11 protein-coding genes are annotated in these 14225 nt (G+C 61.8%); 7 read left to right on the top strand and 4 right to left on the bottom strand.

All coding sequences use genetic code 11. The annotated features are described in order from the left end of the window. The first annotated feature begins 74 nt into the window (after window positions 1–74). The 7 genes from putA (at window position 75) to Q4Q11_RS12565 (ending at window position 11200) form a co-directional block, all read left to right on the top strand. Window positions 75–3779 carry a trifunctional transcriptional regulator/proline dehydrogenase/L-glutamate gamma-semialdehyde dehydrogenase gene (gene putA / locus Q4Q11_RS12595; protein ID WP_498569683.1) on the top strand — a complete coding sequence of 1235 codons (3705 nt, stop codon included), beginning with the start codon at window positions 75–77 and terminating at the stop codon, window positions 3777–3779. 241 nt (window positions 3780–4020) lie between these two features. Beyond that, window positions 4021–5040, top strand: a complete 1020-nt coding sequence (locus tag Q4Q11_RS12590) for a LacI family DNA-binding transcriptional regulator (protein WP_112503925.1) — start codon at window positions 4021–4023, stop codon at window positions 5038–5040. A 45-nt stretch (window positions 5041–5085) separates the two neighbouring features. Then, the gene (locus tag Q4Q11_RS12585) at window positions 5086–6324 is read left to right on the top strand and encodes an ABC transporter substrate-binding protein (RefSeq protein WP_113215689.1); all 1239 of its coding nucleotides are present in this window, start codon (window positions 5086–5088) and stop codon (window positions 6322–6324) included. Window positions 6325–6391: 67 nt separating this feature from the next. Next, window positions 6392–7309 (top strand): carbohydrate ABC transporter permease, encoded by a 918-nt coding sequence (locus Q4Q11_RS12580; RefSeq protein WP_112503921.1) that lies wholly within the window; start codon window positions 6392–6394, stop codon window positions 7307–7309. Then, complete coding sequence (locus Q4Q11_RS12575; protein ID WP_113215688.1) at window positions 7306–8169, top strand: carbohydrate ABC transporter permease; 864 nt, start codon at window positions 7306–7308, stop codon at window positions 8167–8169. The genes Q4Q11_RS12580 and Q4Q11_RS12575 overlap by 4 nt, the downstream gene beginning before the upstream one ends. Before the next feature lie 24 nt (window positions 8170–8193). Continuing rightward, window positions 8194–10125 carry a glycoside hydrolase family 127 protein gene (locus Q4Q11_RS12570; RefSeq protein WP_113215687.1) on the top strand — a complete coding sequence of 644 codons (1932 nt, stop codon included), beginning with the start codon at window positions 8194–8196 and terminating at the stop codon, window positions 10123–10125. Window position 10126: 1 nt separating this feature from the next. Continuing rightward, the gene (locus Q4Q11_RS12565) at window positions 10127–11200 is read left to right on the top strand and encodes an ABC transporter ATP-binding protein (RefSeq protein WP_498569682.1); all 1074 of its coding nucleotides are present in this window, start codon (window positions 10127–10129) and stop codon (window positions 11198–11200) included. A gap of 55 nt (window positions 11201–11255) precedes the next feature. Here the strand turns inward: Q4Q11_RS12565 and Q4Q11_RS12560 are convergent, their stop codons facing one another. From Q4Q11_RS12560 to Q4Q11_RS12545, 4 genes are all read right to left on the bottom strand, one after another. After that, window positions 11256–11669 carry a type II toxin-antitoxin system VapC family toxin gene (locus tag Q4Q11_RS12560; protein ID WP_498569681.1) on the bottom strand — a complete coding sequence of 138 codons (414 nt, stop codon included), beginning with the start codon at window positions 11667–11669 and terminating at the stop codon, window positions 11256–11258. Further along, a complete protein-coding gene (locus Q4Q11_RS12555) occupies window positions 11666–11914 on the bottom strand; it encodes a plasmid stabilization protein (RefSeq protein ID WP_498569680.1) in 249 nt (82 codons plus the stop codon). The genes Q4Q11_RS12560 and Q4Q11_RS12555 overlap by 4 nt, the downstream gene beginning before the upstream one ends. A gap of 135 nt (window positions 11915–12049) precedes the next feature. Beyond that, window positions 12050–13000 carry a lytic transglycosylase domain-containing protein gene (locus Q4Q11_RS12550; protein ID WP_112503907.1) on the bottom strand — a complete coding sequence of 317 codons (951 nt, stop codon included), beginning with the start codon at window positions 12998–13000 and terminating at the stop codon, window positions 12050–12052. A gap of 108 nt (window positions 13001–13108) precedes the next feature. Beyond that, window positions 13109–14224: an anhydro-N-acetylmuramic acid kinase gene (locus Q4Q11_RS12545; RefSeq protein ID WP_113215684.1), complete on the bottom strand. Its 1116-nt coding sequence runs from the start codon at window positions 14222–14224 to the stop codon at window positions 13109–13111. Window position 14225: the final 1 nt, after the last annotated feature.

The raw sequence follows: 14225 nt of genomic DNA, 5'->3' as shown, positions 1-14225 counted from the left end.
GCAACGGGAGGGCCGCGTGGGCGATATCGCCAATGCCCACCAAGCCATCAGGACCCTTGCACCTTGAGGTTATCATGACTGTCTCTGCCAAGCTCGCCCGTGAAGAACCAGCTCCAGACGCTGTCCCATTTTCGCAGTTCGCGCCGCCGATCCGCGCGCAAAGCCCGCTGCGTCAGGCAATTACTGCCGCCTACAGGCGTCCGGAAGCCGAATGCCTCCCTTTCCTGCTTGAAGCTGCCGCCTTGCCGGAGGCTACGCGCGAAGCGGCGAAGAATACCGCGAGAAAGCTGATCGAAGCGCTACGTGCCAAACATAAGGGCGATGGCGTCGAAGGTCTGGTGCACGAATATTCCCTTTCGAGCCAGGAGGGCGTGGCGCTCATGTGTCTCGCCGAGGCACTGCTGCGCATCCCGGACACGGCGACACGCGACGCGCTGATCCGTGATAAGATCGCCGGCGGCGACTGGAAAGCGCATCTGGGCAACGGCCGCTCGATGTTCGTCAACGCCGCCACCTGGGGGCTGGTCGTTACCGGCAAGCTGACCTCGACCGTCAGCGAGAGCGGCCTTTCCGCCGCGTTGACGAAGCTGATCGCCCGCGCCGGCGAGCCGGTCATCCGCCGCGGCGTCGATATGGCCATGCGCATGATGGGCGAGCAGTTCGTCACCGGCGAAACCATCCATGAAGCGTTGAAGCGCGCCCGTTCACTCGAAGCGAAGGGGTTCCGATACTCCTACGACATGCTCGGCGAAGCCGCGACCACCCATGCCGACGCCGAGCGCTACTACCGCGATTACGAAAACGCGATTCATGCAATCGGCAAGGCTTCGGCCGGCCGCGGCATCCATGAAGGCCCCGGTATCTCCATCAAGCTTTCCGCGCTGCACCCGCGCTATTCGCGTTCGCAGGCCGACCGGGTCATGGGCGAGCTTCTGCCGACGGTGAAGGCTCTGGCGCTGCTCTCCAAGCGCTACAATATCGGCCTCAACATCGACGCCGAAGAAGCTGACCGGCTGGAACTCTCGCTCGATCTGCTGGAGGAACTGTGCCTCGATCCGGAGCTTTCGGGCTGGGACGGCATCGGCTTCGTCGTTCAGGCCTATGGCAAGCGCTGCCCCTTCGTCCTCGATTTCATCATCGACCTCGCCCGGCGCTCCAAGCATCGCCTCATGGTCCGCCTCGTCAAGGGCGCCTATTGGGACGCCGAGATCAAGCGCGCGCAGCTGGATGGCCTCGAAGGTTTCCCCGTCTATACCCGCAAGATCTATACAGACGTTTCCTACGTGGCCTGCGCCAAGAAGCTGCTTGCGGCAAGCGACGCGGTCTTCCCGCAATTCGCCACTCATAACGCACAGAGTCTGGCCACCATCTACCACATGGCCGGAAACGATTTTTCCGTTGGCAAATACGAATTCCAGTGCCTGCACGGCATGGGCGAGCCGCTTTACGAAGAAGTCGTCGGTGCCCAAAACCTCGGCCGTCCCTGCCGCATCTACGCACCTGTCGGCACGCATGAGACGCTGCTTGCCTATCTCGTCCGCCGCTTGCTGGAGAATGGCGCGAATTCCTCCTTCGTCAACAAGATCGCCGACCCGGCCGTTCCTGTCTCCGAGCTAATTGCCGATCCCGTCGAGCGCGTGCGTGCAATGACTGTCATTGGCGCGCAACATGACAAGATCGTTCTCCCGGGCGATTTGTTCGGCGGCGTACGGCGGAATTCCTCCGGCATCGATCTATCGAATGAAACCGCGCTCACGGAGCTGTCCGGACAGCTGCGAACCTCCGCGGCTATGGACTGGATCGCCAAGCCGCTCCTTGCCGACGGTTCCGAACGCGGTGTTGCGCGTGCGGTCCTCAACCCTGCCGACCATGCCGACATCGTCGGTCACGTCACCGAACTGGAGCCGGAGGACGCGGCCGACGTCATGCGGCTGGCGGCGGATACGGTCGAGCGTTGGGCGGCCGTCGGTCCTGACGCGCGTGCTTCCATCCTGGAGCGCGCCGCCGATCTCATGCAGAGCGAGATGCCTGCTCTCGTGGGTCTGACCATCCGCGAAGCCGGCAAGTCGGCCGCAAACGCCGTCGGCGAAATCCGCGAAGCGATCGATTTCCTTCGCTACTACGCCACCGAGGCCCGAAAAGTCTTGAAGTCGGACAGCGTTCCGCTCGGCCCCGTCGTCTGCATCAGCCCGTGGAATTTCCCGCTCGCGATCTTTACAGGTCAGGTTGCGGCCGCGCTGGTCGCCGGCAATCCTGTTGTCGCAAAGCCCGCGGGTAACACGCCACTGATTGCCGCCCAGGGGGTCCGCATCCTGCATGAGGCCGGCATTCCGCGCGATGTCCTGCAATTTGTACCCGGCAGCGGCAGAATGGGGGCCGCGCTCGTCGGTGCGCCCGAAACCGCCGGCGTCATGTTCACCGGTTCGACGGAAGTCGCCCGCCTGATCCAGGCGCAGCTTGCCGAGCGGCTCTCCAAATTCGGCAAGCCGATCCCCCTCATCGCCGAAACCGGCGGTCAGAACGGCATGATCGTCGATTCTTCCGCCCTTGCCGAGCAGGTCGTCGGCGACGTGATCGCCTCAGCCTTCGATAGCGCCGGACAGCGTTGCTCGGCGTTGCGCGTGCTTTGCCTCCAGGAAGAAGTGGCGGATCGTACCCTGACGATGCTGCGCGGCGCCCTTCGCGAGCTGTCGGTCGGCAAGACCGACCGCCTTGCGGTCGATATCGGCCCCGTCATCGACGACAACGCCAAACGCGGCATCGATGAGCATATCGAGCGCATGCGCCAGCTCGGCTGCCATATCGAACAGCTCGACCTTCCCGCCAGCGCCGACAAGGGCACCTTCGTTGCTCCCACCATCATCGAGCTGAAGAAGCTCAGCGATCTCAAGCGCGAGATCTTCGGCCCGGTCCTGCACATCATCCGTTACAAGCGCAAGGAGCTCGACAAGCTGATTGCCGATATCAACGCGTCCGGCTACGGCCTGACCTTCGGCCTGCATACCCGGCTTGACGATACGATCGCCCATGTCACCGAACGCGTGAGGGCAGGCAATCTCTATGTCAACCGCAACATCATCGGCGCCGTTGTCGGCGTCCAGCCTTTCGGCGGTCGCGGCCTTTCCGGCACCGGCCCGAAAGCCGGCGGCCCGATGTATCTGCGCCGCCTCGTCGCTTCTTCGACCGAGCCTTTGCGCGATGCTTCGGTGCAAAGCGATCCCGCCGTACAGCAGTTCATCACCTGGCTCGAAAGCAAGGGTGCCGCGGACGCAGCCCAAAAGGCCCGCGCCGTCGCCACGCAATCGTCGCTCGGCTTCAATACCGAGCTGCAAGGCCCGGTCGGCGAGTTGAACCTCTATACGCTGCATCCGCGCGGGAGGATCCTGCTCGTCCCCCAAACGGCGCTCGGCCTCAATATCCAGATCGCCGCCGGCCTTGCGACCGGCAATTCGATCCTCATCGATGCCGCATCGGGCCTGCAGGACGAGCTTCGCAATCTGCCGGTGCAGATCGCAAATCGCATTTCCTGGACGAAGGATTGGACAGCCGACGGACCGTTTGCCGGCGCCCTCATCGAGGGCGATGCCGCGCGGATCGAGCAGGCGATCAAAGTTATTTCGGCAATTCCCGGTCCTCTGGTTCTCACCCAGGCGGCCTCGAGCGAAGAAATCGCCGAAAATGTAGATGCCTATTGCCTCAATTGGCTGCTCGAAGAGGTGACAACGTCGATCAACACTGCAGCGGCCGGCGGCAATGCCAGCCTGATGACGATCGGCTAACATCGATCGCAATCTGCAAGTTTATACGGCGGCCGGACCGGCAAGGTCCCGACCGCCGTATTTTGTCTTCACGATACGCATTTGATGTGCGTCCCGCGGGTGACCTGCGCATCCACGCCCCCCTCACTCGCTTCCCTCAGCCTCTCCCTCCCATGCAAAAATTTCTGAGAAAAGCTTTTCTCTAGTTGACTCTTCGATTGAGAAAAGCTTTTCTCAGGGAAACTCGAATGGGAGAAGACATCTGGAAAATCAGCGTGCAAAAAGCGGACGCGCAACGATTCACGACGTTGCGGCGGCCGCGGGCGTGAGCATTTCGACGGCATCCAAGGCCTTGAACAATACCGGCCGCATGGGTGACGAGACCCGCGAAAGGGTCAAGCGCGCCGCCGCCGACATCGGCTTCCGTCCGAATGCGCTTGCCAAGGGGTTGCTCAGCAATCGCACGTTCACGATCGGTCTTCTGACCAACGACACATATGGCCGCTTCACGCTGCCGGTCATGGCCGGCATCACCGAAGCGCTCGTCGACCACGGCGTCTCGGTCTTCCTTTGCACGATCGAGGACGATCCGGCACTTGGAAAGGTTCATGTGGACGCCATGTTGGACAAGCATGTGGATGGCATCATCGCTTCGGGAAAGCGGATCGACCGCCGCCTGCCCGTCGATCTCTCCCACTTGCCGGTCCCGGTCGTCTACGCCTTTACCGAGGGTGCGCCGGGAAGCGTCACGTTCTGTGCGGACGATTATCAGGGGGCAGCGCTTGCCGTGACCTGGCTGCAGGGCCTTGGCCGGCGCCGGATCGCCCATGTGACCGGGCCTGAAAGTTTCGTATCGGTGCGCGAGCGCGCCAGAGCCTATCGCGACCTTGCCGGCGATCAATTGCCGGTCCTCTATGGCAACTGGTCCGAGGCTTGGGGCCACGAGGCCGTGGCGCAATTATGGGGCTCGGATGGAGCAAAACCGGATGCGATCTTCTGCGGCAACGACCAGATCGCCCGCGCCGTCGTCGATGCGCTTCGCGAGCGCGGCGTGCGGGTGCCTGACGATGTCTCGGTGGTCGGCTTCGACAATTGGGAAGTCGTCGCTGCCCAGACCCGGCCGCCGCTGACGACGGTCGATATGAATCTTAAAGCTCTCGGCCGCGAGGCCGGGCTCACGGTTCTGAGCTTGGCGGAAGGCCGAAGCGTCGAACCGGGCATCAGAACTTTGCCGTGCGAACTTATCGTTCGGCAATCCTGCGGGGGAAGCCCCGATCGTTGATAGAGGAAAAAGGGGCTGACGGGAGTAGCCCCATGGGAGGAGAACATGATGAAGCGATTTCTGGCCGCAACCGGCCTCATATCCCTAATGCTTGCATCCGGTGCATCTGCCGAGAACATCTCCATGTGGGTCCGAAGCGGCATCGGCGATTCCTTCAAGAAGGTCGTCGAGGCCTATAATGCCGGTCATGACGACAAAGTCATGTTGACGGAAGTGCCGTTCGCGGAACTCGTCCAAAAATATGCGACCGCCATTGCCGGCGGGCAAGCACCCGACGCGCTGTCGATGGACCTCATCTACACACCGGCTTTTGCCGCCGCGGGCCAGCTTGAAGACCTGACGGACTGGGCAAAGAGCCTGCCCTATTTCAACTCGCTCTCGCCCTCGCATGTGAAGCTCGGCACCTATGATGGCCATATCTACGGCCTGCCGCTTTCAGTCGAAACCTCTGTTTTCGCCTGGAACAAGGATCTCTACAAGAAGGCCGGCCTCGACCCTGAAAAGGCGCCGGCCACCTGGGAAGAGATCGAACAGAATGCCGAAAAGATCCGCGCGCTCGGCGGCGATACCTATGGCTTCTATTTCTCCGGCGGCGGCTGCGGCGGCTGCATGATCTTCACCTTCACACCGCTCGTCTGGGGTGCAGGCGCCGACATTCTCTCGGCAGACGGCAAGAAGGCGACGCTCGACACGCCGCAAATGCGCAAGGCCGTCGGCATCTACCGCGACATGGTGAAGAAGGATCTGGTGCCCGCGGGCGCCGCAAGCGACACCGGCGCCAATTTCCTCAGCATCAGCAACGGCAAAATCGGCCAGCAGAGCATCGGCGCGTTTTCGATCGGCACGCTGATCACGCAATATCCCGATATCCACTTCGGCGTGACGCTGATCCCCGGCGTCGACGGCAAGCCGTCTTCCTTTGCCGGCGGCGACAATTTCGTCATCTCCAAGGGTACGAAGAAGCTCGATGCCGTGAAGAAATTCCTCGAATACACCTATTCGCTCGAGGGACAGAAGATCATGGCGAAATACGGCAGCCTGCCGACGCGCGGCGATATCGCCGACCAGGTGCTTCAGGGCCTCGATCCGCGCATGCAGGTCGGATTGAAGGCGATCTCAGTCGCCAAGACGCCGTATACACTGCAGTTCAACGACCTGATCAACAGCGCCAACGGCCCCTGGGCAGGCTTCACCAACGCAGCCATCTTTGGAAGCGATGTCGATGGCGCCTTCTCAAGTGCCCAGTCGGAAATGCAGTCGATCATCGACAACGCCCAGCAATAGCCAAGCCATCAACGCCGGGGAGCCTTGAAGCTCCCCGGCCCCTTCATCGCAACATCGGGAGCATTCCATGGCTGGCCCTGGAGCTATCGCAGCCGCACGTCCTCGAAAACGGCGAAGGAGTGCCGGCTGGCACGGGTTTGTCTATATCGCGCCGGCAATGGCGCTCGTCATCGTCTTCTTCGTTCTGCCGGTGGTCTTCACAGTCTGGATGAGCTTTCACAACTGGCCATTGCTCGGCAATCCGCGCTGGATCGGCTTCGGCAATTACATCCGCATGGTCTCCGACGTGCGCTTCATGGCGGCTTTGCGCTTCACCACCTACTACACCGTCATCGTAACCATCGCGATTTTTGCCGTCGCCTTCCCGCTCGCCTTCTTCGTTGAAAAGCACAAGCCACTCGTCGGCTTTTACCGAACGATCATCTTCCTTCCCGTCGTCGTCGGGCTTGCAACGGCCTCGCTGCTCTGGGTCTGGCTTGCCAATGTCGATGCCGGCTTCTTCGCACCGGTCGCGCTAGCGCTCGGTCTCGTCGACAAGAGACCGAACCTGCTTGCCGATTTCGACATGGCATTTGCAACAATCATCGTCATGGTGGTCTGGAAGATCGCCGGCTTCACCATGATCATCCTGCTGACCGGCCTGCAGGCGATCCCCTCGGAACTCACCGAGGCCGCCCGGATCGACGGCGCGAAGCGCTGGCAGCGCTTCCGGCACCTGACCCTGCCGCTGATGCGCCGCACGATCGCGCTCGCGCTGATCATCTCCATCACCGGCTCGGTGCTCGCCTTCGACCAGTTCTACATCATGACGTCAGGCGGCCCGCAGAACCGCATGATTTCGGTGGTCTATTACATCTTCAACCAGTCATTCGTGTCCTTCAATCTGGGCTATGGCGCTGCGCTCTCGATCGCGCTCCTCGTCATCCTGGTGCTGATCAGCATCGTGCAGCTCTGGCTGCTGCGCGTCGGGGAGGACAAGCCATGAGTATGGCAAAGGTGCGCCGCGCAAGGCGCAAGCTCTGGGGCAGCATCGGCTATCACAGCATCGGCGTCGTCATCGTCATCTTCTTCTTCGCACCTTTCGCGATCGCCTTGCTGTCGTCGTTCCGGCACGGAACCGAAGCCAGCCTTCCGCCACTGCCGCCATGGCCGACGACCGGCTTCAGTTTCGACGCCTACCGTTCGCTCAATGGCTTCGGCGCCGGGGTCATCCAGCATACGCTGAACTCGCTCTTCGTCTCGGTCGCAACCGTGCTTCTGACCGTCATCGTCAGCCTGCTCGCCGGCTACGGCTTCTCGCGCTATCGCTTTCCCTTCAAGGGCGCGCTGTTCATTCTGATCATCGCGACGCTGATGATCCCCTTCCAGTCGATCCTGACGCCGCTCTTCATCATCCTGGCAAGGCTCGGCCTCAACAATTCGCTGATCGGACTGACGCTGGTCTATGTGACGCTGCAGCTTCCCTTCTCCGTCTTCATGATGCGCAATGCCTTCGACGCCGTGCCGAAGGAGATCGAGGAAGCGGCGCGCATCGACGGCGCGCGCGATCTGAAGCTGCTCTTTCGCGTCCTTTTCCCATTGGTGCTTCCGGGGGTAGCGACCGTTGCGATCTTCGCCTTCCTCAACGCCTGGAACGAGTTCCTGGCGGCATTGGTGCTCCTTTCAAGCAACGAGAAATTCACCCTGCCGGTGCTGATGATCGCCGTCAGGACCGGTCGCCTCGGCGCCGTCAACTGGGGCGCGGTCCAGGCCGGCATCGCCGTCATGACCATCCCTTGCGTCATCGTCTTTCTGCTTCTGCAACGCTACTACATGCGCGGGCTGATGGCCGGCGCGGTGAAATAAACCTTGAAACAAAGGATTAAAACCATGTCTGACAGAGAAAACCGCCAGTTCCGCCCTCTGCCCGTTCCGAATGTCGAACTCGCTGGCCTGTTCGGCGCCCGCCAGGATGCCATCTGCAATTCCACCGCTGCGACCCTTCTCGACCGCTGTGTCGAAGCCGGCATGATCCAGGCGATCGACGTCAGCCAGCCGAGCCCCGGCATCGTCATCCCCTTGCAGACATGGTCGGGCTCGACGCAGATGTTCTGGGACAGCGATCTCGGCAAGTCGATCGAGACGATCGCCTATTCCCTCTACCGCCGCCCCAATGCCGAACTGGAGGCGCGCGCGGATGCCATCATCGACATGTATGAAAAGCTGCAGCAGGAAGACGGCTATCTGAACGCCTGGTTCCAGCGCGTCCAGCCCGGCCGTCGTTGGACCAACCTGCGCGATCATCACGAACTTTATTGCGCTGGCCATCTCATCGAGGCGGCCGTCGCCTATTACCAGGCAACGGGCAAGCGCAAGCTGCTCGACATCATGTGCCGCTTTGCCGACTATATGATCACCGTTTTCGGCCACGGCGAAGGCCAGCTGCGCGGCTATTGCGGCCACGAAGAGGTGGAACTCGCGCTCGTCAAGCTCGGCCGCGTCACGGGCGAGAAGAAGTATCTCGATCTCGCCAAATACTTCATCGACGAGCGCGGCCAGGAACCGCATTTCTTCACGGAGGAGGCGCTTCGCGACGGCCGCGACCCGAAGAATTTCGTGCAGAAGACCTATGAATACAGCCAGTCGCATCTGCCGGTGCGCAAGCAGACCAAGGTCGTGGGCCATGCGGTGCGGGCCATGTACCTCTATTCCGGCATGGCCGATATCGCCACGGAATATAATGACGACACGCTCACCGCAGCCCTCGAGACGCTGTGGGACGACCTGACCACCAAGCAGATGTATGTGACCGGCGGTATCGGGCCGGCTGCCTCCAACGAGGGCTTCACCGACTATTACGACCTGCCGAACGAAAGCGCCTACGCCGAAACCTGCGCCTCCGTCGGCCTGGTATTCTGGGCCAACCGCATGCTCGGCCGCGGCCCGAACCGCCGCTATGCCGACATCATGGAAGTGGCGCTCTATAACGGCGCCATGGCCGGGCTGTCACAGGACGGCAAGACATTCTTCTACGAAAATCCGCTGGAGAGCGCCGGCAAGCATCACCGCTGGACCTGGCATCATTGCCCCTGCTGCCCGCCGAACATCGCGCGCCTGCTCGCCTCCGTCGGCTCCTATATGTATGCCGCCGCCGACAACGAGATCGCCGTCCATCTCTACGGCGGGAGCAAGGCACGCGTGCCACTCGCCGGTGGCCTAACCGTGCAGCTCTCCCAAAAGACGCGCTATCCTTGGGACGGCGCTATCCGCTTCGAGGTCGATCCCGATCGAGCAGCCAGATTTGTGCTGTCGCTGCGCATTCCCGAATGGGCTGATGGCGCGACGCTGGCAATCAATGGCGCGACGCTCGATCTGGCAACGGTTACCGTCGACGGCTATGCCCGCATAGAGCGGGAATGGCAGGCAGGCGATAGCGTCGACCTCACCCTTCCGCTCATCCCCCGCACTTTGTTTGCCAATCCGAAAGTCCGCCAGGATGCCGGACGCGCGGCGCTGATGCGCGGACCGCTGGTCTATTGCGTCGAAACCACCGACAATGGGCGCGATCTCAACGGCATTTCGCTTTCCGGCGATCCGGCGTCCGCCAAGACCGCAGAGATTGCCGCACTTGAAGGAGCCGTGGCGCTTGATGTTTCGGTAACGCGCGATGAGGCAGACTGGGGCTCCGACCTTTACCGGACGACGCCACCGAAGAGCGCTGCCTCCACCGCGCGTTTCGTGCCTTACCATCTCTGGGACAATCGCGATCCCGGCGAGATGCTGGTCTGGATCCGCGCCGATCAGCTGCAGCGCGGAGCCTGACATGACGAAGAACGGCATGCGCCTGACCGGCGTCCGCAAGAATTTCGGCGGACTCGAGGTCATTCACGGCATCGATCTCGACATACCGGAAGGCGCCTTTGTCGTCTTCGTCGGTCCGTCTGGCTGCGGCAAGTCAACGCTGCTGCGCATGATTGCCGGACTGGAGGAGGTCACCGACGGCGAAATCGCCATCAAGGGCCGGGATGTCACCGATCTCGACCCCTCAGAGCGCGGCATCGCCATGGTCTTTCAGTCCTATGCGCTCTATCCGCACATGAGCGTGCGCGACAATCTCGGTTTCGGGCTGAAAATGGCCCGGACCGACCCATCCCAGATCGAAAGGCGCGTGCGCTCCGCCGCCGCAATCCTCAAGATCGACCATCTGCTCGACCGACGGCCGGGGCAGCTCTCCGGCGGCCAGCGCCAGCGCGTCGCCATTGGACGCGCCATCGTTCGCGAGCCGGATGTCTTTCTTTTCGACGAGCCGCTTTCCAATCTCGATGCGGAGCTGCGCGTCTCCATGCGCATCGAGATTGCGCGCCTCCACCGCGAACTCGGCAATACGATGATCTATGTCACCCATGACCAGACAGAGGCCATGACGCTTGCCGACAAGATCGTCGTGCTGAGAGACGGCCGGATCGAGCAGGTGGGCAGCCCGCGCGAAGTCTATGAAGATCCGGCCAACAGCTTTGTCGCCGGCTTCATCGGTTCCCCCAGGATGAACATGATCGAAGCCACATGGTGCGGCGACGAGACCGCGAAGATCGGCAATGGCAGCATCAAAGTCAACCTGGCGCAGCACAAGCCCGCCCATAACGAGAAGGTCCTGCTCGGCATGCGCCCCGAGCATTTCGTCGTTGCTTCGGGCGCGGACGACGCCCTGCAAGTCACGGTCGACGTCACCGAATATCTGGGCGGCACACGCTATCTCTACTGCCAGACGGAAGACGGTCAAGCGATCATCGCCGAATACCGCGACGGGCCGGAGATCGAGCGCGGCGACACGCTCCAGCTGCATTGCCCGCCCGAACGGCGACGCTATTTCGACAAGCAGGGAGGTAGGCTGCGCTAACGTCTCTCGCAAAGTGCGCATATGGTCAGAACGGGCCGTTGCCATTCGAGGCGGATTAGAATTCCCAAGGAGATATCAAATCCAGCCCGGTTTCACGGAAGTCCGACAGATTGCGAGTGGCCAAACGCCCGCCATTGACGCGGGCGATGGCTGCAATCATGCCATCCGCCGTTGACATCGGCCGTCCTTGCCTCTTTGCCGACCCCATGAGCTTGCCATAGTCCAATGCGGCCTCTTCGGTGAGACCGAACATCCGATCAGCGAAACGATGGCGCCACTCGGACAATCTCTGCTCAAGCCGGGCAGCCCTCTGGTCGGGAACAATCTTTTGAATACCAAAGGCGATTTCAGCAATAGCCACAGTCGAAAGTGCTATCTCTGCATCATACCGACCAAGCCACGATATCACGGCTTCGTCAGGCAGTTTCCGGAAGGTTTCCGAGATAACATTCGTGTCCAGAAATATCACAGATCGATGCCGTGATTGAGTTCACGCCCCTCGCGAATGACAGATTCAAGGTCGATATCGTCATCCTCGCTCATCGCCATTCGTCCATAGAAAGACGAGGCGGGCTCGCGACCAGTCTCTCGAATCTCATAGGCTTCCAGCGCACGTTCGACGATATCAGCGATCGTGCGGTTTTCGCGCCGGGCGAGCCGATGGGCAAGATCACGCGCCCTGGCGCTGCGGACGGACAATTGTGGTTCTGCCATATCTGCCTCCTATCCGAGATCAATATAGTGATCTACATTTCGGCCATCAAGGTGGCAGGAGATGGCTGGACGGCTAGTGCCGCTTGCTGATGCAGCCCCGGACGGACTTATATGACGGAGCGCCACTCTCCGGACCTAATTCCTGAAGACGAGGCAGGTGCCGCCCTGCTGGCGGATTTGAGTGCAAACGGCGTCCGCCTCTTCCCGTGTTTGCCGCCCTATGCGCGCCGCAAAGCGAATGCGACGGCCGAAATCGGCATTGCGCTGGCGCACGATCAACGGCTTTTCCGCATTCAATGGAGCCGGTAATTTCCGGATATTCGCTGAAAACAGACGCCGCGCGGCATCCAGCTGGAAATGTTCGGCGAGTTGTGCGCCCCATGGTGCCCACGGCCGCTCCTGCTCCAGAGGCGTCGGTTTCAGACGCCGGCTCTGGGCAAGAGCTGCGCAGGAATCGATGAAGGACTTGCCCTTGTCCAGCACCGGGGCGGCCACATCCGGCGGATCGTCGCGCCATTCCTCGACGCTGTGGGCAGTGATCGCGCTGACATAGTTGCGCGTCTCATAGGGAAGGCCGCCGGAATTCAGGAAATTGGCAAGGCCGCCCTCGCCGGCATTGTAAGCAGCGGCGGCGAGACCCAGATTGCCGAAACGGTTGCGCAATTCATCGAGATAGGTCGCCGCCTTGCCGAGCGCCTCAAGCGCATCATAGCTGTCGCGGACGCCACGCAGCTTTGCCGTTCCAGGCATGAACTGCGCGATGCCTCGAGCACCTTTGGGACTGACGGCATCGGAGCGAAATAGGCTTTCGCGCCAGACCAGCCGCGCCAGATAGTCCGGCGGCAGATGGTTGGCACCGGCGAAATACTCAATAGCCTTGCAGAGATCGCGATTGTAGCTGTCCTTGCGCAGGCAAAGCGTCTCGCCCGTTTCCGTCGTCATCGGGCCGGAAACGCAGACTGGCGGCGCAACGCTCCATTCCGGTTGCGCGATTGCCGGACTGGAAACCGAGACGCCGATGGCATATGCGATCGCAAAGGCGACAATGATGCCGACGAAGCCTGCCCGATACTGCCTGCCTGCCATATAAGCGATATCCGTCCGAGACCAACCGATCGCAAATTTGCGGCCTCTACATATCATTGAAGGGCGGCGGCGAAAACCTCCGAGGCGACGGCGATCGCTCGAAAGCCGCTACTCCGCAAGCCGCCCGCCACGCATCGGCGCGGGCACGCCCGTCGTACCGGGAAAGCTGATCGGCAAACCGCGCAGCACGCGCACCGCGAGAAAGGCAAAGCACTCGGCCTCGACAGCGTCGCCACGCCAGCCGAGATCTTCGGCGAAGATCGGCTCGACCCCGGCACGGCTCCTGAGCATCGACATGATCGTCGGATTGTGCCGGCCGCCGCCGCTGACAACGACCTTGGTGGGTCTGCGCGGCAAAAGATCCAGCGCCTTGCCGACGGCACTTGCCGTAAAGGCCGAAAGTGTGGCCGCTCCATCTTCCGGACCTAGGCCATCCGCCATGGAGGCACCGAAATCGAAACGATCGAGCGATTTGGGATAGGGTGCTGTGAGGTAGGGATGCTGCAACAGCTTCTCGAGCCGCGCCTCATCGACCCTGCCTGCCCGCCCAAGCGCGCCGTCGCGGTCCATATCTCCAAGACCGCGGGATTTGATGAAATCATTGAGCGGCGCATTGGCCGGCCCTGTATCGAAGGCAACGAAATTGCCCTCCCCGTCCCACCAGGTAATATTGGCAACGCCGCCTAGATTGAGAATGGCGGCTTCGCCGGCCGCAGCCGCGCCGCGCAGGAGCGCGGTATGATAGGCTGCGGCAAGCGGCGCACCCTGCCCGCCGGCGCGCATATCGGCCGAGCGGAAATCATAGGCGACCTTTGTGCCGAGGATGGAGCGCATCAGCTCGCCGTCCCCAAGCTGGCGCGTCTGCCCCAACCTATCCTTCTGCGGCGCCCGATGCAGCACCGTCTGGCCATGGAAACCGACGACGCCGATATCGGCCATCGTCATGCCATTGCTTTCGACCAGCTCCTTCACGGCCTGCGACTGGGCTCGCGTCAGGGCCTCTTCGGCTTGCTTGAAGATCGCCGGTTCCGGCCCTTCGAAATTCCATGCCCGCGCCTGCCGCAGCGTCTCTTCCAGCAGCTCCCGAATCCAACCGGGATAGGGAGCCAGAACATAGGGGCCGAATTCCTCGACGCGCTCGCCGTCCGTCTTCAGCATGGCGACATCGATATTGCCGTCGAGGACGGTTCCGGTCATCAGACCGACTGCCCAGATTGGTTCCATG

The organism is Rhizobium sp. UFLA01-1127 (genome assembly GCF_059803845.1).
Note: the sequence above shows the minus strand (reverse complement) of the source record. Positions and strands in the feature narration are given on the sequence as shown.